Origin of the sequence: Pseudarthrobacter sp. NPDC092424 (assembly GCF_044754925.1) — a bacterium.
Classification (GTDB): Bacteria; Actinomycetota; Actinomycetes; order Actinomycetales; family Micrococcaceae; genus Arthrobacter.
The window spans coordinates 573,884-592,004 of record NZ_JBIVQC010000001.1; the positions used below are offsets into that span (position 1 = coordinate 573,884).

The 18,121-nt window shown below is 66.2% G+C and carries 17 protein-coding genes, 2 tRNA genes and 1 other RNA gene; 11 read left to right on the plus strand and 9 right to left on the minus strand.

Annotation, left to right across the window (positions count from 1 at the left end; all coding sequences use genetic code 11):
• The first annotated feature begins 8 nt into the window (after positions 1-8).
• The 5 genes from rnpB (at position 9) to ACIQCN_RS02735 (ending at position 3,885) form a co-directional block, all read left to right on the plus strand.
• Positions 9-396: RNase P RNA component class A (rnpB, locus tag ACIQCN_RS02715), an RNA gene on the plus strand.
• Positions 397-458: 62 nt separating this feature from the next.
• Positions 459-968 (plus strand): TspO/MBR family protein, encoded by a 510-nt coding sequence (locus ACIQCN_RS02720; protein WP_400603426.1) that lies wholly within the window; start codon positions 459-461, stop codon positions 966-968.
• 245 nt (positions 969-1,213) lie between these two features.
• Entirely contained in the window at positions 1,214-2,692 is a 1,479-nt protein-coding gene (locus ACIQCN_RS02725) for a glyceraldehyde-3-phosphate dehydrogenase (RefSeq protein ID WP_400603427.1), read from the plus strand.
• A 66-nt stretch (positions 2,693-2,758) separates the two neighbouring features.
• Positions 2,759-2,968: a hypothetical protein gene (locus ACIQCN_RS02730; protein ID WP_400603428.1), complete on the plus strand. Its 210-nt coding sequence runs from the start codon at positions 2,759-2,761 to the stop codon at positions 2,966-2,968.
• A gap of 119 nt (positions 2,969-3,087) precedes the next feature.
• Positions 3,088-3,885 (plus strand): HNH endonuclease family protein, encoded by a 798-nt coding sequence (locus tag ACIQCN_RS02735; RefSeq protein WP_400603429.1) that lies wholly within the window; start codon positions 3,088-3,090, stop codon positions 3,883-3,885.
• Between the two features lie 12 nt (positions 3,886-3,897).
• Here the strand turns inward: ACIQCN_RS02735 and def are convergent, their stop codons facing one another.
• The 3 genes from def to orn form a co-directional block, all read right to left on the minus strand.
• Positions 3,898-4,470 (minus strand): peptide deformylase, encoded by a 573-nt coding sequence (gene def / locus ACIQCN_RS02740; protein WP_400603430.1) that lies wholly within the window; start codon positions 4,468-4,470, stop codon positions 3,898-3,900.
• Positions 4,471-4,563: 93 nt separating this feature from the next.
• Positions 4,564-4,636: transfer RNA gene (locus ACIQCN_RS02745), tRNA-His, on the minus strand.
• Positions 4,637-4,764: 128 nt separating this feature from the next.
• Entirely contained in the window at positions 4,765-5,391 is a 627-nt protein-coding gene (gene orn / locus ACIQCN_RS02750) for an oligoribonuclease (RefSeq protein ID WP_400603431.1), read from the minus strand.
• A gap of 175 nt (positions 5,392-5,566) precedes the next feature.
• Here orn and mptB point away from each other — a divergent pair, with 175 nt between their 5' ends.
• The gene (gene mptB / locus ACIQCN_RS02755; protein WP_400603432.1) at positions 5,567-7,123 is read left to right on the plus strand and encodes a polyprenol phosphomannose-dependent alpha 1,6 mannosyltransferase MptB; all 1,557 of its coding nucleotides are present in this window, start codon (positions 5,567-5,569) and stop codon (positions 7,121-7,123) included.
• 455 nt (positions 7,124-7,578) lie between these two features.
• Here the strand turns inward: mptB and ACIQCN_RS02760 are convergent.
• Positions 7,579-7,651: transfer RNA gene (locus ACIQCN_RS02760), tRNA-Arg, on the minus strand.
• A 220-nt stretch (positions 7,652-7,871) separates the two neighbouring features.
• On the opposite strand from ACIQCN_RS02760, the gene ACIQCN_RS02765 reads away from it, so the two are divergent.
• The 3 genes from ACIQCN_RS02765 (at position 7,872) to ettA (ending at position 10,822) form a co-directional block, all read left to right on the plus strand.
• Positions 7,872-8,432 (plus strand): single-stranded DNA-binding protein, encoded by a 561-nt coding sequence (locus tag ACIQCN_RS02765; RefSeq protein ID WP_400603433.1) that lies wholly within the window; start codon positions 7,872-7,874, stop codon positions 8,430-8,432.
• 61 nt (positions 8,433-8,493) lie between these two features.
• Positions 8,494-9,087, plus strand: a complete 594-nt coding sequence (locus ACIQCN_RS02770) for a DUF6993 domain-containing protein (RefSeq protein ID WP_400603434.1) — start codon at positions 8,494-8,496, stop codon at positions 9,085-9,087.
• A 52-nt stretch (positions 9,088-9,139) separates the two neighbouring features.
• Complete coding sequence (gene ettA / locus ACIQCN_RS02775) at positions 9,140-10,822, plus strand: energy-dependent translational throttle protein EttA (RefSeq protein ID WP_400603435.1); 1,683 nt, start codon at positions 9,140-9,142, stop codon at positions 10,820-10,822.
• An 88-nt stretch (positions 10,823-10,910) separates the two neighbouring features.
• On the opposite strand, the gene ACIQCN_RS02780 is transcribed toward ettA, so the two are convergent.
• Complete coding sequence (locus ACIQCN_RS02780) at positions 10,911-11,891, minus strand: acyl-CoA thioesterase (RefSeq protein ID WP_400603436.1); 981 nt, start codon at positions 11,889-11,891, stop codon at positions 10,911-10,913.
• A 62-nt stretch (positions 11,892-11,953) separates the two neighbouring features.
• On the opposite strand from ACIQCN_RS02780, the gene ACIQCN_RS02785 reads away from it, so the two are divergent.
• Positions 11,954-12,613 carry a hypothetical protein gene (locus ACIQCN_RS02785; protein WP_400609276.1) on the plus strand — a complete coding sequence of 220 codons (660 nt, stop codon included), beginning with the start codon at positions 11,954-11,956 and terminating at the stop codon, positions 12,611-12,613.
• Positions 12,614-12,627: 14 nt separating this feature from the next.
• On the opposite strand, the gene ACIQCN_RS02790 is transcribed toward ACIQCN_RS02785, so the two are convergent.
• The 4 genes from ACIQCN_RS02790 to pepN all read right to left on the minus strand — a co-directional run bounded on the left by ACIQCN_RS02790 (position 12,628) and on the right by pepN (position 16,900).
• Positions 12,628-13,080, minus strand: coding sequence for a globin (locus tag ACIQCN_RS02790; protein ID WP_400603438.1), 453 nt, complete (start codon positions 13,078-13,080; stop codon positions 12,628-12,630).
• A 2-nt stretch (positions 13,081-13,082) separates the two neighbouring features.
• The gene (locus tag ACIQCN_RS02795) at positions 13,083-13,766 is read right to left on the minus strand and encodes a mechanosensitive ion channel family protein (RefSeq protein WP_400609278.1); all 684 of its coding nucleotides are present in this window, start codon (positions 13,764-13,766) and stop codon (positions 13,083-13,085) included.
• 69 nt (positions 13,767-13,835) lie between these two features.
• The gene (locus ACIQCN_RS02800; protein WP_400603440.1) at positions 13,836-14,309 is read right to left on the minus strand and encodes an OsmC family protein; all 474 of its coding nucleotides are present in this window, start codon (positions 14,307-14,309) and stop codon (positions 13,836-13,838) included.
• Positions 14,306-16,900: an aminopeptidase N gene (gene pepN, locus ACIQCN_RS02805; protein WP_400609280.1), complete on the minus strand. Its 2,595-nt coding sequence runs from the start codon at positions 16,898-16,900 to the stop codon at positions 14,306-14,308. The genes ACIQCN_RS02800 and pepN overlap by 4 nt, the downstream gene beginning before the upstream one ends.
• Positions 16,901-17,046: 146 nt before the next feature.
• Between pepN and ACIQCN_RS02810 the strand changes: the two genes are divergently transcribed.
• Positions 17,047-18,066: a hypothetical protein gene (locus tag ACIQCN_RS02810; RefSeq protein WP_400609282.1), complete on the plus strand. Its 1,020-nt coding sequence runs from the start codon at positions 17,047-17,049 to the stop codon at positions 18,064-18,066.
• The last annotated feature ends 55 nt before the right edge of the window (positions 18,067-18,121 follow it).

An 18,121-nucleotide genomic window follows, 5' to 3' on the forward strand; every position in this document is an offset into this window, starting at 1 on the left:
GACGCGGATGGGACAGCCAGGCGGCCGCGCGTCACGCAAGTGGCTCGAGGAACGTCCGGGCTCCACAGGGCAGGGTGGTGGGTAACGCCCACTCGGGGTAACCCGCAGGCCAGTGCCACAGAGAACAGACCGCCCGCCTTGCCGTCCCCGGACGGCAAGCGCAGGTAAGGGTGAAACGGTGGTGTAAGAGACCACCAGCTTCCCGGGTGACCGGGAAGGCTAGGTAAACCCCACCCGGAGCAAGGCCAGACAGGACACGTTTGAGGGCTGCCCGCCCGAGTGTCCGGGTAGGCCGCTGGAGGGTGCCGGCAACGGTACCCGTAGATGGATGGCCGTCGCTCCTTCGCCGGTAACAGCGGGGGAGTACAGAACCCGGCGTATCGGCTGTCCCATCCACATGCTTTTGCTTGACCTGGATCGCTGTCGATTGACCTGGAACGCTGTTGGGGATCTGAACCGTGCCTGCTGATACTTCCCCCGCGCCCCGCCGGGCCCGTGACCTGCCCGCGCTCGCCGGGTTCATCGCGTTGTCTGCCGCCACATGGTTCCTGGCCGCTGTTCCCATCCGGTCCGCCGGCAGCTGGTTCGCCGCCTCAGCCCAGGCCCCCTGGATGCCGCCGGGCTGGCTGTTCCGTTCCATGTGGATGCTCCTTTACGCCGGGGTCGCCATAGCCGCCTGGCTGGTCTGGCGCCGGGGAGCCCTGCGCGGCAGCACCCTGGCCGGTTACTGTGCCCAGCTGGGACTCAATGCCGTTTGGCCGCTGGCATTCTTCGGGTTGTACCCGCTCCTTGGCACTCCCGCTTTGTGGGCCGCCTTCCTCCTGATCACTGCCCTGGCAGCCTCCCTGGCCTTCCTGATCCTCCGCTTCGGGCCAGTCAGCGGAGCCGCGGGCCTGCTGCTGTTGCCCTATTTTTCGTGGGTTGTTTTCTCCGCCAGCCTCAACCTCTACTCGGCGATGCACAACTGAACCCCTGTACGCGTGTGAGTGATTTCACGCGTCCGGAGCCTCCCGGCGCGCGGCGGCCAACCTAGAATGGATTCCGGACGTAGAAGTTCTCCCGCCGGAGCTGCGTTCGCAGCCGGCGGTTTTTCTTTGCAGCGACCCATGCGCCTGCGGGCCGAACCCGGCAGGCCACGGTGCCCCTGGACATCATCCGGTGGCCGACATCCGCGTACGAAGACGTATGCGGCTGAACCGAGGAAGGTATTTCTGTGAGCCAGACGTCAGATTCTTGTCTTGATACGTGGATGGGCCGGGAGGCCCTTGCCGAAGCCATGATCCCGGTCATCGGGCGGCTTTACCGCGAAAACAACGTGGTCACGAGCATCCACGGCCGGAGCCTGATCAACAAGTCCACCATGAACATCCTCAAGGCGCACCGCTTCGCACGCCGGATGAGCAAGGACGAACTGCGCCTGGAGGAGACCGCCCCGCTGCTGAACGCGCTCGCCGGCATGGAACTGGGCGCGGCGGCCATTGACATCGCCCGGCTGAACCAGAAGTTCAAGGACGAAGGCGCCGGTGCCACCCTTGAGGAGTTCCTCCGCGCCGAGCTGGCAGAGATTGTGGGCAAGCGCGGCGGCGACGACCGCACCAGCACGGACGTCGTGCTCTACGGCTTCGGCCGTATCGGGCGCCTCCTGGCCCGCCTCCTCGTTGAGAAGGCCGGGGGCGGCCACGGCCTTCGCCTGCGCGCCATCGTGGTGCGCCGCGGATCGGACAACGACCTTTCCAAGCGCGCAAGCCTGCTGCGCCGCGACTCCGTCCACGGCTCGTTCGAAGGAACCATCCGGATCGACGAGGATGCCAACACCATCACGGCCAACGGCGTCCAGATCCAGGTCATCTACTCGAACGATCCCGCCACCATCGACTACACGGCGTATGGCATCAAGGACGCCCTGGTAGTGGACAACACCGGCCGCTGGCGCGACAGCGAAGGCCTGTCCCAGCACCTGCAGAGCAAGGGCGTTGCCCGCGTCCTGCTCACGGCGCCGGGCAAGGGCGAGCTGAAGAACATCGTCCATGGCATCAATCACGGTGACATCCTGGACTCAGACCGGATCGTCTCCGCCGCGTCCTGCACCACCAACGCCATCACCCCGGTCCTGAAGGCCATCAATGACAAGTTCGGCGTGGTCCACGGCCACGTGGAAACTGTGCACTCCTTCACCAACGACCAGAACCTGATCGACAACTTCCACAAGGGCGACCGCCGCGGCCGCTCCGCCGCGCTGAACATGGTCATTACCGAGACCGGGGCCGCGAAGGCTGTGGCGAAGGCGCTGCCCGAGCTCCTGGGCAAGCTGACCGGCAGCTCCATCCGCGTCCCCACGCCGGACGTCTCCCTGGCCATCCTGAACCTGAGCCTGGAGAACGGCACCACCAAGGACGAGGTCAACGACTTCCTCCGCGAAATGTCCCTGCACTCGGACCTGCGCAAGCAGATCGACTACATCGACTCCCCGGAAGTAGTGTCCACGGACTTCGTCGGTTCCCGGCGTGCGGGCATCGTGGACGGGCTGGCCACGATCTCCAACGACAAGAACCTTGTCCTCTACGTGTGGTACGACAACGAGTTCGGCTACAGCTGCCAGGTGGTCCGGGTCATGGAGGAAATGGCCGGGGTCAACCCGCCGTCATTCCCGGCCAGGGAGTCGGCTGCGGCGCTGGCAGCGATCTCGGTCTAGCAACGGTCGTCCGGTTTCCCGCCTGATCCTCTGGAATCAGCCGGGAAACCGGATCACACTGGTGGCATGACTAAGGAAACGGCAGTCCAGCACGAAACCACCCTCGAACATGCCCTTGACGTGGCCAAGGCCAACCACAAGGAAGCGGTGCGCCTCCTCGAAGGTGCGCGGGCAGCCCATGCAACAGGCGACGTCGGCAACGAGCGGGTGCGCCAGCTTGAGGGCCTGCTGGCGATCGCCGAGGAAGACTTGCGTCGCGTGATGCGCGAGCAGTAGCGGCCACCGGTCCCATGTGACGCTTCACTCGTCCTCCACACTGTGGAAATCTGCGGAGCGGGAGCACCGGTGCCCTAGGCTCTTCGGGTGCAGGATGTATATCGCAATGCGGTGACGCCATGAGCGTCAGCTGGACCGCCTACCGCCGTGCCCGCCGCCGTTCCCGTCAGGCCTGGGCACTGCTGGCCCTGGCTGTCGTCTCGGCGCTGGCAGCACTGGCGTGGTTTTTTACCGACGGCCAGTTCGCATTGGCGGAGCCTACGGGCGCCGGCCCCGCCGAAGCTCCCGTGTTCGACCCCGTTTGGATGAAGCCCGTGGCGCCCGTCCGTCCGGTGCCGGACGCCAGCGCGCTTTCAGTTCTCGAGGGGCTTCCGGTCAAGGGACGCGCCCCTGCGGCCAACTACCAGCGGGAAGCATTCGGCCAGGCATGGCTGGACGCGGACCGGAACGGCTGCGATACCCGCAACGACATCCTGCGGCGCGACCTGGCAGAGCTTGAGTTCATGGAACGTTCCGGGTGCCGGGTGTCGGCTGGCCGCTTCCAGGATCCGTATACGGCGAAAACCATCGACTTCCGCCGTGGCGCAGACACCAGCCGCGAAGTTCAGATTGACCATGTGGTGGCACTGTCGGATGCGTGGCAGAAAGGCGCCCAGCAGCTTACAGCAGGGCAACGCCAGAACTTTGCCAACGATCCCGTGAATCTGGTGGCCGCGGACGGTGCCGCCAACCAGCAAAAGGGGGCCGGTGACGCTGCAACCTGGCTGCCCAGGAACAAGGCGTTCCGCTGCCACTATGTGGCCCGGCAGGTATCGGTCAAAGCCGCCTACGGCCTCTGGGTTACCCCGGCCGAGAAGGAAGCCATGCAGAGGGTTCTGGCAACCTGCCCCGGCCAGGGGACTATTCGCGCACGGTGAGGCCGGTGGAACCTAGTGGCCGAAGGGGTCCGGGTCCACGCCGGGCATCCAGGTCAGCCCCGGAACACCCCAGCCGCTCTTCTTCGCCTGCTTCATCGCCTTTCGCGCGTAGCGGTCGATCAGCCGGTTGACATAGAGCTTGCCATCGAGATGGTCGTATTCGTGCTGGATAACCCGCGCAAACCAGCCCGTGGCTTCGAACCGGACCGGCTCGCCATAGCCGTCGAATCCTTCCACGCGCGCCCACTCCGCCCGCTTCAGCGGGTAGTGGCCGCCCGGGAAGGAGAGGCAGCCCTCTTCCTCGTCATCCGGATCAGGAAGCGCCCCGGAGATCTTGGAGAGCGTCAGCACGGGGTTCACCACTACGCCCGTGGGGGGAACGCCGTCGTCGTTGGCGTATTTGTAGACGAAGATCCGCTTACCCACGCCGATCTGGGGGGCGGCGAGGCCTACGCCGTTCGCGGCGTCGTTGGTCTCGAACATGTCCGCGATGAGGCTGCGGAGCCCGTCGTCGAACACTTCAACTTCGGCTGCCCGGCGGTGGAGAACGGGCTCTCCCCAGATAGTGATCGGCAGAACTGTCATGGCGTCCGTCCTTCGCGCTACGGCCGGTAATCGGTACAGGGGGCTACGCAAAAAAGGAGGCCGCACCGGATATCCGGTACGGCCTCCCGTGAGGGTGAGCGACGGGGGTTGAACCCGCGACCTCCTGGACCACAACCAGGCGCTCTGCCAACTGAGCTACGCCCACCATGTGCCCGCATAACGGCCGGCTTCCCGGCCCTCTGTAAAGGCAACTCAAATAGCTTACCTGCTGTTGAGTGCTGTTTTGGCCACTTTTCCCGTTTTCCCCGAAAATTCGTAGAAACGTGGCGCAGATTACCCCTGCGGCAGTTCCGGGTCGCCCGCTGTGATGCGGCGCGCGATCTGCTGGGCAGTGGCGCTGTCCGGGCCCGGCGCGGGAACGAAGACGGCCTCGCGGTAGTACCGGAGCTCGTCGATGGAATCCTTGATGTCTCCCAGGGCGCGGTGGCCGCCCTTCTTAGCAGGTGACTGGAAGTAGGCGCGCGCGAACCAGCGGCGCGAGAGTTCCTTGATGGTGCTGACGTCGATGACCCGGTAGTGCAGGTGCTCAACCACAGCCGGCATGTCCCGGGACAGGAATACCCGGTCCGTTCCCACCGAGTTGCCGCCGAGCGGGGCCTTGCGGGGGTCCGGCACCCACTCGGCGATGTACTCCATGACGAGTGCCTCCGCTTCCGCCATGGTCTTGCCGTGAGGCAGTTCCTTCAGGAGGCCGGACTTGGTGTGCATATCCCTGACGAAATCGCCCATCTGCGCTACGGCGGCGTCTTCCGGCTTGATGACAACGTCCACGCCGTCACCCAGGATGTTCAATTCCGAATCCGTGACCAGGGCGGCCACCTCGATCAGGGCGTCATTCTTGATGTCCAGGCCGGTCATTTCGCAGTCGATCCAGACGATTCGTTCGTTAGTTATAGGCACCCGACCAGCCTACCTTTACACCTCCCGGCGGACCGCCGATGCTAGGATTTTGGGACGCGCGGCGGATGATTCCGCCGCATGTTCCACCTGCCGCGGCGGTCCACGAGGGACGCCGCGCCCGGCCGCTGCGCGCAAGACACCACCTCTTCGCGCAAGAAGATTGGACGACCCTGAGATGACGGCGCCTGTGCCCGGGACGGGAGAGCTGGCCGCTGACGCGGCCGTCCCTGCGGAGGGCGCCGAAATGGACAGTGCCCGTTCGCCGCTGATCGCCGGCTTCGCGGGTTCCATGTTCATGCTGGTCGGATCCCTTGGGGTCGGTTGGCTCGCACCCGTCTCCGAACTGCGCCGGATGCCTCTGTTCATCTGGATGCGCGCCGAAGCGTTGGGGGTGGCCCTCTCCATCATCCTGCTCGCCGCCGGCGGGATGCTGCTGGTACGGGCATGGCTGCGCCTGGGGCAGAAGGTGCGCGTATGGGGGCCTGCGGCGCGGAAGGCGACGCTGGCGGCCGTCGCGGCCTGGGGGCTTCCGATGATGTTCAGCGTCCCGCTGTTCAGCCGGGACGTGTACGCCTACATCGGCCAGGGCCGGCTGATGGTGGAAGGCTTCAACCCGTACGAAAACGGGATCTCCGCGCTGTCAAACTATTTCCAGCTGGGTGCTGACAAGATGTGGACTGAGGCGCCCGTCCCGTACGGCCAGCTTTTCCTGTGGATCGAGCAGTTCGTGGTGTGGGTGACCAACGTCCAGCCGGAGGCCAGCATCATGCTGTTCCGCCTGGTTGCCCTGTTGGGTGTGGTGCTCTGCATCATCTATGTGCCGCGGCTGGCGGAACTGCATGGCGTGAACCCGCACCGGGCCCTGTGGCTGACCGCTGCGAATCCGCTCTTCCTGACCAACTTCATCGCCAGCGTGCACAACGATGCGCTGATGATCGGCCTGGCGTTGGCGGGCCTTTACTACTCCGCCACCCGGCGCGTGGTGCGGGGCATCGTCCTGGTCACGCTGTCCATTGCGGTTAAGCCCATTACGATCATCTTCCTGCCTTTCATTGGCCTGATGTGGGCCGGCAAGGAAGCAGGCTGGCTGCGGAAGTTCTGGTTCTGGGGCCTGACTGCCGCCCTGAGCCTGGGCCTTCTGGTGCTGATGGCGCTGGTCAACGGCTTTGGCTTCGGCTGGATCAACGGGCTTTCGGCGCCCGGCAGCCTCGCCATCTGGTACGCCCCCGTGGGGCTGGCCGGCATGGTGGTGGGCTCGCTGGCAAGGGCGTTTGGGCTGGAGTACGACGTCTTCTCCGGGCTGGTATTCAGCGCCGGAAAGATCCTTGCCCTCGGCATCATTGCCTGGCAGATCTTCAGGGGCGACCATGACCGGCTGATGCGGCGGCTGACCCTGGCACTCGCCGCGGTGGTGGTGCTGGCACCAATCATCCAGGCCTGGTACGTCGTGTGGCTCATTCCGCTGTTCGCCGTCACCGGCATCCGCAACGACTGGCAGGTCAAGGCGCTCTACTTCGTCGTGTCGTTCTTCATGATCTACGCCATCTCGGACCAGCTGGAAGTATTCCCGTACCTGCAGACCGAGGACCTCGGCATCGCGCTGGCCCTCGCGCGGGTGGCTGCGGCGCTGACGGGCCTGCTGTTCGGCCTGTACCTGATCTTCTGGGACCCCCGCACACGGACCCTGTTCCGCAAGACCGGGGATCCCGTCGTTGAACGCCCGGTGATCTGACCAGCCGCACCAGCCGTTCCGGCCGCCTGCAAGCGCAAAACGAAGCACCCCGGTCCAAAGGCCGGGGTGCTTTCCGGTGAACTGCACGATGGGCGATGTCGAAGCATGAAGTCTTCGTTCCCGCCGTCACCGCGATGCCGGCCTGAAGGCCGTCGAATCCCGGTCCCGCCACCCGAACAGCAGCCCATGTAGTGCGCCCGAAAGCCTTGACCGCCCGGATCCTGGTCCTGCGCCGTCGGGTTTCGACGCGCAAAATTGTGGTCGAGGCGCATCCTCGCCGGCGACGCCCATATATGGCGTGCGTCAGGGGACATGCGCAGCGCCCATGAAGATGCGCGTCGAAAACAGGACGGACTTTGGAAGGGGCCGGACAACAAAACACCCCCGGTCCGAAGACCGGGGGTGTCAATGATGTTCCGACAAATCCGTAAAGGATGTCCCGCCACATCACACGGTGCCCCAGGAGGGAATCGAACCCCCGACCGGCGGATTAGAAGGCCGCTGCTCTATCCCCTGAGCTACTGAGGCGGGGCACCCCTGGACGCTGAGTCCGGGCGCCTCAAGAAGTTTACATTGCCCCGCGTGCTGCGGGAATCAGCCGCTGTACCTTTGGACACCAGTCCTCCACACCCGCCGGAACCCGGCGGGTTATGCACATAGCCAAAGGCATCCCTCCTTCGGGCGCCCGCACGGAGACATGCTGGTGGTGCCTGCTAACGGGCATCACCATCTGAGACAGGACGAAGAGATGAGCGACTTCATTACGGTCCGTGGCTTCGTGGCCACGGACGTCAAGACTTCCACCACCACCGGGGGAGTGCCCACGGCCTCTTTCCGGTTGGCCTCCACTACCCGCCGCTTCATCAAAGAGACGGGCACGTGGGCGGACGGGCAGACGAACTGGTTCAACGTTCAGGGGTACCGCCAGCTTGCCGGGAACCTGGCCTGCAGCGTGCGCAAGGGCCAGCCCGTCATTGTGATCGGCAAGCTGAAGCTGCGCAGCTGGGAACGGGACGGCCGGACCTACCACTCCACCGAGATCGACGCGGACGCGGTGGGCCACGATCTGCAGTGGGGCTCGGCCAACTACATCCGCAACGCCACCAGGCCCGTTCTTTCGCTCGTGGACCAGGAAGGAACGGACGACGCCGGTTCAGCCCCGGTCTCCGACCAAGCCTTTGACGGGGTTGAAGGAAACGGCGGAGACCCGGGTGAATTTGACGTCGAAACACTGACAGTCGAGGAACGCGACGGAGCCTTCTCGTCGCTGGACACGAACACGGGTGAGCTTACGGCGGCGCCGGCCTGAGCCCGCGCTGCCATGACCCGGTGCCCGCCGAGCGGCCATGGCATCGTGGCACAATGACAGCATGCCCACATCGCCTGACCGCCGGACACCCGGTGCGGCCCACCCTGCACCGGGTGTTTCCGGCCTTCACCTGCTGCGTGGCAGGAGGGGAAGGCCCCGCAGGGCAGCAATGGTGGCAGGGACAGCGTTCATGGCATCGCTCCTGGTGCTCACCGGCTGCAGCGGGGCCGCTCAGGATCCTCGGGTCACGGGCAGCTCGCCGGCGGCTTCGGCATCTGCCCAGGCCGGTACGCCGGGAGCGGAAATCACGGTTCCCGCCGCTGAACCCACAGGGACTGCAACGGCCGGCCCCACTGGAAAGGCCGCTGCCGCTGCAGGATTACGCACCAAAGTGAGCGACGTCCTGGGCAGGCTCGCCGCGGGTGCGCCCAAACCGTCCACGGCGCAGGTCCGTGATGCCCTCACCGGGGCAGGCATTGATACGCGCTCGCTTGAGGTGTCGGAAAGCACCACGCCCACCGGCCTGGCGGCGGAGTCGATCGAGGCCGCTGTGCGTCAGGGGAAGGACTGCGTGATCGGCCAGGTCCGCGAAGGGGCCGTGACGGTCACCGTGATGCCTGTCCTGGCCAGCGGCAAGTGTTTCGTGGGTTCCTGAGCGGCAGGTTCGGAATGTGAGATATGACCGCCAACCCACTAGATTTGGAACCATGGCGGAATTTATCTACACAATGACCAAGGCCCGCAAAGCCGTTGGCGAAAAACTCATTCTCGATGACGTAAGCATGTCCTTCTTCCCGGGCGCCAAGATCGGCGTCGTGGGCCCGAACGGTGCCGGTAAGTCCACCATCCTGAAGATCATGGCCGGACTGGACACGCCCTCGAACGGCGAGGCCCGGCTCAGCCCCGGCTACAGCGTCGGGATCCTGCTCCAGGAACCCCCGCTGAACGAGGAAAAGACCGTCCTGGGCAACGTCCAGGAAGGCGTCGGCGAGATTTACGGCAAGATCCAGCGCTTCAACGAGATCTCCGAAGAAATGGCCAGCCCGGACGCTGACTACGACGCACTCCTGGAAGAGATGGGCCAGTTGCAGGAGGCCATCGACGCCGCCGATGCCTGGGACCTCGACTCGCAGCTGGAACAGGCCATGGACGCCCTCCGCTGCCCGCCCGCGGATGCGGACGTGACCAACCTCTCCGGTGGTGAACGGCGCCGCGTGGCCCTGTGCAAGCTGCTCCTGCAGAAGCCGGACCTGCTGCTCCTCGACGAACCCACCAACCACCTGGACGCCGAAAGCGTGCTGTGGCTCGAACAGCACCTGTCCACCTACGCAGGCGCTGTCCTCGCGGTCACCCACGACCGGTACTTCCTGGACCACGTGGCCGAATGGATCGCCGAGGTGGACCGCGGCCACCTGTACCCGTACGAGGGCAACTACTCCACGTACCTGGAAAAGAAGCGTGCGCGCCTCGAAATCCAGGGGAAGAAGGACGCCAAGCAGGCCAAGCGCCTTGCGGAGGAGCTGGAGTGGGTCCGCTCCAACGCCAAGGGCCGCCAGACCAAGTCGAAGGCCCGTCTGGCCCGCTACGAGGAAATGGCCGCCGAGGCGGACCGCACCCGCAAGCTCGACTTCGAAGAGATCCAGATCCCGCCGGGACCGCGCCTGGGCGGCCTGGTCCTGGAGGCCAAGAACCTCCAGAAGGGCTTCGATGACCGCGTGCTGATTGACGGGCTGTCCTTCAGCCTCCCGCGCAACGGCATCGTCGGCGTGATCGGTCCCAACGGTGTGGGCAAGTCCACCCTGTTCAAGACCATCGTGGGCCTGGAGCCCCTGGACGGCGGAGAACTCAAGATCGGCGACTCGGTCAAGATCTCGTACGCTGACCAGAGCCGCGGCGGCATTGACCCCAACAAGACCCTGTGGGAAGTTGTGTCGGATGGACTGGACTTCATCCAGGTGGGCAATGTCGAAATGCCTTCGCGCGCCTATGTTGCCGCCTTCGGCTTCAAGGGCCCGGACCAGCAGAAGAAGGCGGGTGTGCTCTCCGGTGGTGAGCGCAACCGCCTCAACCTTGCCCTCACCCTCAAGCAGGGCGGCAACCTCCTGCTCCTCGACGAACCCACCAACGACCTCGACGTCGAAACCCTGAGCAGCCTGGAAAACGCGCTGCTCGAATTCCCTGGCTGCGCCGTTGTCGTGTCGCACGACCGCTGGTTCCTTGACCGGGTGGCCACCCACATCCTGGCCTACGAAGGCGACGAGGAAAACCCCTCCAAGTGGTACTGGTTCGAGGGCAACTTCGAGTCCTACGAAGAGAACAAGGTCGACCGCCTGGGACCGGATGCTGCCAAGCCGCACCGCGTTACGCACCGCCGCCTGACCCGCGACTGACACCAGCAGGCATACGGAAGGCCGGCGTCCACGTGTAAACCACACGCGGACGCCGGCCTCTCCCTTGCCCCGGCCAGGCCAGCGCCGGCTAGTCCCGGGATGCCTTTCGGATCTGGTGCTCCACCACCTTGGACTGGAAGGCGCCCACCACCTTGTTCTTGAAGTCCGTCGGCACGCGGATCATGCCCTCCTGGGCCACGGACGCCACGTGCTCGCCCTCCCGGTTGAAGATCTTGCCCGCAGCCAGGCCACGGGCGCCCTGCGCGCTGGGCGACTCCTGGACGTACAGCAGCCATTCGTCCACCCGTGCCGGCCGGTGCCACCACATCGCATGGTCCAGGCTCGCGACATTCATGCCCGGCGTGATCCAGCTCAGCCCGTGCCGGCGCAGGATCGACTCCAGCAGCGTGTAGTCGCTCGCATACGCCAGGGCTGCGCGGTGCAGGTTGGTGTCGTCCGGCATCGGCCCGAACGTCTTCATCCACACCGCGTTGCGCGGCTCCCTGGGTCCCTTTGCCGATACATACAGCGGCGGATCGACGTGCCGGATGTCGAACGGCCGTTCGAAGGCCCAGTGCCGTGCCACCGGGTGGTCGAACTTGCCCAGCAGGTCCGCCGTGCTCGGAAGCGACTCCGGATCCGGAATCCCCGCCGGCATGGTGGAGGCGTGCTCAATGCCTTCGTCGTCCCCCTGGAAGGAAGCGATCATGGACAGGATCGGCACGCCGTCCTGGTAGGCGTGGACCCGGCGTGCAGAAAATGACCGCCCGTCGCGCAGCCGCTGCACGCCAAATGTAATGGGCTTGTTGGCGTCACCCGGACGGAGGAAGTAGCCGTGCATGGAGTGGACGAAACGGTCCGGATCAACGGTGCGGATGGATGCCACAAGGGACTGTGCCAGGACCTGCCCGCCGAACACCCGATGGTGGGGCTGCTGCTGCGAGGGGCCCAAAAAAATGTCCTCGTCTGTCCGGGCACCTTCCAGTTCGCCGAGGTCCAGGAGCTTGATCAGCGATGCAGTGGGGTCACCGTCGGGCGGGGCCAACAGTCCGGTTTCGGCTTCAGTCATGGCTTGACTCTAGACGTCACCCAAGGACCGCTCAACCGGGGCCCAGCCGGTAGGGTTTGAGTGTGTCCGATCTTCTTACCCACTCTTTCCGCTTCGCAGACCCCCGGGACCTGGCCGACCTGAAAACCTTCGCCACCCGCGCTAAAGCCATTGACGACGGCGCCATTCGGCTGCAGGGGGCCGGTACAGTCCTTGCCGCCTACGTCTGCGTGCTGCGGCCCCGCCTGCTGGGTGAGTCGACCCCCACCATCCTCGGCCTGCGCACCATGGCCCTGGCGCAGCCCTCCGGCACGGACGTGACGGTGCCCTTGTCGGCCGTCCTGGACCGTCTTGCCCGCGCAGGAGCGGACGACGTCGAACTGCCGGTACCGCCGTCGACCGTCACCGAATCCTGGACGGGCGTGGGCGCGCCCCGCGGCGGCTGGGAGCACGCAGAAACCCTCACCGATGCCTTCCTGCGCGGCGCGGCGGAGGCCGGCATGAGCGAGGTCGCCGGAATCGTGCCGGACAAACCGGGAACGCTGATCGTCAACAACGCCCGGGCAGCGGTGTGGGGAAAAGAGCTGGACGGCTCCGGCCTGCCGGCCGGCGCGGCGTTCGCGGCCCTCGCCCTGGGCTTCCTCGGCGACGGGGAACAGGAGCTTTACCGCTCCGGCCGCTGGTTCCGGCTGACGGGACCCCGCGGACATGTCCTCGCCCGGACCGGCAGCGGCCTGCCGTAACCGACGGGACCTGCCTACTGCTCGGACGGGCTGTTCACCATGGACAGCGCCGCCCGCTCCATGTAGTCCCACAACGTGCCTTCGTACAGTGGTGGCAGTTGCAGCGCCTCAACGGCGGCCCGCATGTGGAACAGCCACCGGTCCTTCGCCTCCGGCGTGACCCTGAACGGCATGTGCCGCATGCGCAGCCGCGGATGCCCGCGCTCGTCGCCGTACGTGGTGGGGCCGCCCCAGTACTGCTCGAGGAACATGAGGAACCGCCGTTTGGCCGGGCCCAGGTCCTCTTCCGGGTACATGGGACGCAGCAGCGGGTCGGTGGCCACCCCGTCGTAAAAGACGTCGATGAGCTTCACGAACGTTTCGTGGCCGCCCACGGCGTCGTAGAAGTTGTCCGTGTAGCCGGGCTGGCTGAACGGATCGTTTTGCATCAGTTGGCGGGGCTGGCGCGGTTCAGGCGTGATGGTCATGGCTAGTCGCCGGCTTTCTGGTCGGTCTTGTCATTGTCAGTCTTCGCGCTGCCCTGATCCGTGGTACCGTCCGGGCCCTCATGCAGGGGAACATAGTTTCCCTGCGAACGGTTTCCCACCCGCAGGATCTCACCATTGCGCAGGTACCAGATGGCGCCGTCGTCGGACCGGACGCGGGTGATGCGCAGGCCCATGGATTCCACCACGCCCACCACCTCGCTGGTCTCGATCACGTCGCCGATACCGAACTGGTCCTCGATGGTGATAAAGATGCCGGCCAGGAAATCCCGGATCAGCTGCTGGGCGCCGAAGCCGATGGCGATACCCAGGATGCCGACGCTGGTCAGCAGGGGAGCGATGTTGATGTCCAGGTTCTGCAGTACGTACATGCCCGTGATCACCACCACCAGGACGCCCACGATGCTGTTCAGGAGCGAGCCGATCGTCTCGGCGCGCTGGACCCTGCGCTCATGATCCAGTGCCCGGAACGCCGGGGCAGCCCACTTGAAGGTGGGACGCTTGAACAGGCTGCTGCCGGCTGCCACCCGCTTGGTGATGCGGGAGATGACGTACGTGGCAAGCAGCCATACGGCAACGCCCACGCCAAGGCTGATCGCAACACCCGGAACGCTGACCCCGTCCGGATCGGCGGCGACCGGCGGAAGGGCTGACAACATGCTGACCATAAGCGGCAGGGACTCCTTGGGGATCGGCTACATTCATTTTCAACCCTAGCCCCGCGACCGCCGCTCCGCTCAACCCGCCGAGGTCACCGGCTGGTGCTCCACCGGAAAATTCACGCTCCGGGCAATGAAGCAGACCGCGTTGGCCTCGCGGTGCAGCCGCTGCGCCAGGTCGATCTGCCCGGCCTCCGCCACAGTGACCTGCGGCCGCAGGATAACGCGCTCGAACTGCCCGCTGCCGTCACGATTCAGTCGCAGCAGGCCGGTGGCCGGGTCGCGGTAATCCGTAACCACCACGCCATGCCTGACTGCCACGTGCAGGTAGGAGAGCATGTGGCACTGCGCCAGGGCCGCCAGCAGCAGCTGTTCAGGGTTGTACCGCTCCCGGTCGCCGTGGAACGTGGGGTCCGCAGAACCCTTGATCACGGGCAGCCCCGGGATGGCGATGTCGTGATCCCGCGAATAGCCGCGGTACGACGACGTTCCCGCACCAAGGTTCCCCGTCCACCGGACTTCCAGTGCGTAATGGTGCTCCTCGAGATTCACCGGCCCGCCCCCTCAGCGTCCGGGCCGGCTTCGGCGTCAGTGGCCCGGGCGCGCAGGGCGCGCGCCACGCCGTCGCGGTTTTCCAGCATCATGCGGCGCAGTGCCGCGCTGGCAGGGGGCAGGGCGGCGATGAAACCGTCCGTCCGGTCCACGGTCTCCTGCGTGGTCAGCAGCGCCGGGTAAAGCCCGACGACGATCTGCTGGGCGAGCGCGTGCGTGCGGGTTTCGACGATTCCCGGCACCGCGTCGAAATACTTCTCCGCGTACGGTTCCAGCAGTGTCCGGTCCAGGACGCGCATGAACCCGGCCACCGCGGAGCCCTGCAGCGCGTTGGACAGCTCGCCCTTGACCACGATCGAATCCCATGCCGCAGCCTTCGCCTCCGGTGTGGGGATCGCCGCCTTGGCGAGCGCGGCCGCATTCTGGCCGCTGGCCGTGTTGTCCTTCGCCAGCTCCGCGTCGATCCCGTCCTGGCCCATCCGGCCGCCGGCCACCAGGGAGGCCAGCAGTTCCCAGCGCAGGTCCTGGTCCACGGTCAGTCCGGCCAGGCCCGCAGTGCCGTCCAGCAGGCCCGCGACCCTGGACAGCTGGGAGTCGGTGCGGGCGTGCAGCGCGAAAGCCTTGACGAACTGCAGCTGCGCGTCGGACCCGCCCGGCACGCCGGAAGCGAGCTCCCACAACCGGTCCGCAGCGGCCACCGCCGTGGCCTCGCGGTATTCCTCTGCCACGTAGAAGTTCAGCGTGGTGGCCAGCTGCCGCAACTGCACCAGGATGACGGAGGAGTCGGTCTCGGCCGCCACGTTGGCCAGCACCAGCTCCACGTAGCCCCGGGCCGGACTTTCGCCGTCGCGCGCGGCGTCCCAGGCGGAGTTCCACACCAGGGTCCGCGGCAGGCTGCCGGCGAAATCCTTCAGGTGCGCGGTGGCGGTGGCCAGCGATGCCGGGTCCAGCCGCACCTTGGCGTAGGCGAGGTCATCATCGTTGACCAGCACCAGGTCCGGGCGCTGCAGCCCGACCAGGGCCGGCACCTGCGTGCGCTCCCCTTCCACGTCCAGTTCCTCCCGGTGGACCCGCTGCAGCTTGCCGGCGCCGTCCAGGTTGTAGAAACCCACGGCGAGCCGGTGCGGGCGGAGCGTGGGCCACTCCGGCACCGCTGTCTGCACAATGCTGAACGTGCGGATCGTGCCGTCGGCGCCCACTTCCAGCTCGGGGGCCAGCGTGTTCACCCCGGCGGTTTCCAGCCACTGCCGGCCCCAGCTGTCCAGGTCCCGGCCGCTGGCCTTCTCCAGCTCCACCATCAGGTCCCGCAGCTCGGTGTTTTGCCAGGAGTGCTTGGCAAAGTATTCGCGGACACCTGCCATGAACTGCTCCGGACCAACCCAGGCCACGAGTTGCCGCAGCACCGAGGCACCCTTGGCATAGGTGATGCCGTCAAAGTTGACCTCAACGTCCTGAAGGTCCTTGATCTCGGCGAAGATCGGGTGCGTGGTGGGCAGCTGGTCCTGCCTGTAGGCCCAGGACTTCTCCACCGACGCGAACGTGGTCCACGCACCGGTGAAAGAGGTGTTCTCCACGGCTGCCAGGTGCGACATGTACTCGGCGAAAGACTCGTTCAGCCACAGGTCGTTCCACCACCGCATGGTCACCAGGTCCCCGAACCACATGTGCGCGAGTTCGTGCAGCACCGTGATGGCGCGGCGTTCAACCTGGGCGTCCGTCACCTTGCTGCGGAAGACATAGCCCTCCAGGATGGTCACGGCACCGGCGTTTTCCATGGCGCCTGCGTTGAACTCCGGTACGAACAGCTGGTCGTACTTCTCGAACGGGTACGGGCAGCCGAACTGCGCCTCGAAAAACCCGAACCCCTGCCGGGTGAGTTCGAAGATGTTCTCAGCGTCCAGGTACCGCATCAGGGATTTGCGGGCGAAGACGCCCAGCGGAACCACCCGGCCGTCCGAGCTGGTGACCTCGCTGCGCACCGACTGGTATGGCCCGGCGATCAGCGCCGTGACGTAGGAGGACAGGCGGGGGGTGGGCGCAAACGCCCAGACCGAGCGGGCGCCGCCGTCGTGGTCCTGCGAAGTTTCCACGGGCGCCGGGGTGGGGGAATTGGACACCACGTCCCAGTGCGACGGCGCCGTGACGGTGAAGGTGAACGTGGCCTTGAGGTCGGGCTGCTCGAACACCGCGAACATCCGGCGCGAGTCCGGCACCTCGAACTGCGTGTACAGGTAGACCTCGTCGTCCACCGGGTCCACGAAGCGGTGCAGTCCTTCACCCGTGTTCATGTACGGCGCGTCCGCCACCACGGTCAGTTCGTTCTGTTCCGCCAGCTCCGGGAGCTGGATGCGCACCCCGTCGGACACGGCTGCAGGATCCAGCGTGCGGCCGTTCAGCGTGACACTGTGGACGGCCGCCGTGATGGCATCAATGAAGGTGGAGGAACCCGCCCTGGCCCCGAACTTCACAGTGGTGGTGCTTCCGAAGACTTCGCTGCCGCGCGTCAGGTCAAGGTCCACTTCGTAGGAATCGACGGTAATCAGTTGTGCCCGTTCGCGGGCTTCGTCGCGCGTCAGATTGATGCCTGGCAAGGGGTCCTCCAGAGAAGTTGCGGTGACCGGCTGGCGGCTCCAGCGCCGGCTTCGTTCATTCTTGCATCCCCGGCTGACAGTTAAGTTGCCCGGCCAGTCCTCTGCCCGGACCGGCCGGGCAGGCAGAGCCGGAGTAGCGTTAAGGTATGGCAAAGTTTCTGGATTCCGTGGACGCCAGGGCGCTGCGCTTCGCGCTGGGATTTCCCGTTGTCCTGGCAGCCGGGTTCGCCGTGTGCGCCTCGCTGCTGCGCCCTGACCTGCCCGACCCGCTGGCCATCCGCTGGACGGACGACGGCGGCGCCTCCTTCGCCCCGTTCGGTGCCTACGTGGGCATCGGCGCAGCCCTGATCATCGTGGTCGGATGGCTGGGCCTGATGCAGGCGGTGCCGCTGGGCAGGCCCGTGGTGATGCGCCGGATCATGATGGGAACCGGACTCTTCCTCACCCTCTTCATCACCAGCGTCCTTGCCGCGGGCCTCGTGGGCCAGGCGGGACTTGCGGACGCACGCCAGTCCCGGGTTGACCTGACCGTCCTCGCCCTCGGATCGGGTGCGGCGTTGTCCCTGGGCGTGGTCATGGCCTTCGTCTACAAAGCGGACCGGCAGTGGTCGCCGGAAGACGACCAGGCCCTGGAAGCCGCCGTAGCCCGCGAACTGGATCCGGACCTGGTGCGGGACAACATCAGGCTGTGGGTCCATGCGCGGAGCTCAGTGTTCGTGATGATCGCCGTGGCATCCCTGTTCCCGGCCGCACTCATTGCCATCGCCGTGCCCTGGCTGGGCCTGCTGCTGGTCCTGCTCGCAGTGATGGGCGCCGCGTTCCTCTTCGCCCGCGTAACGGCGGACCGCCGCGGGCTGAAGGTCCGCCTCGCCGGGCTCGTCCCGGTCATGGACGTTCCGGCCGGGGCCATCTCCGCGGCCAGCGCCGCGGACGTCAAGGCCGCAGATTATGGCGGATGGGGCTACCGGCACCACGACGGAACCGCAGCCATGCTCGTCAGCAGCGGTCCCGCCGTCGTCGTCCGCAAGAACGACGGCCAGCAGGTGGCGGTCAGCGGCGGAAGCCCCGCCAGTGCCGCGCGCCTGGCGGAAGTCCTCACCCGGGTAGCGGCGCGGGCCCGGCGCGGAGGCGGCCCCTCGGACGCCACTGCTGCGGGCGGGTCCTAGTATCCTTATGCCTGTTGTCCTGCCCCGGCCAGGCCCGCCGGCCCGGCCCAGCGCC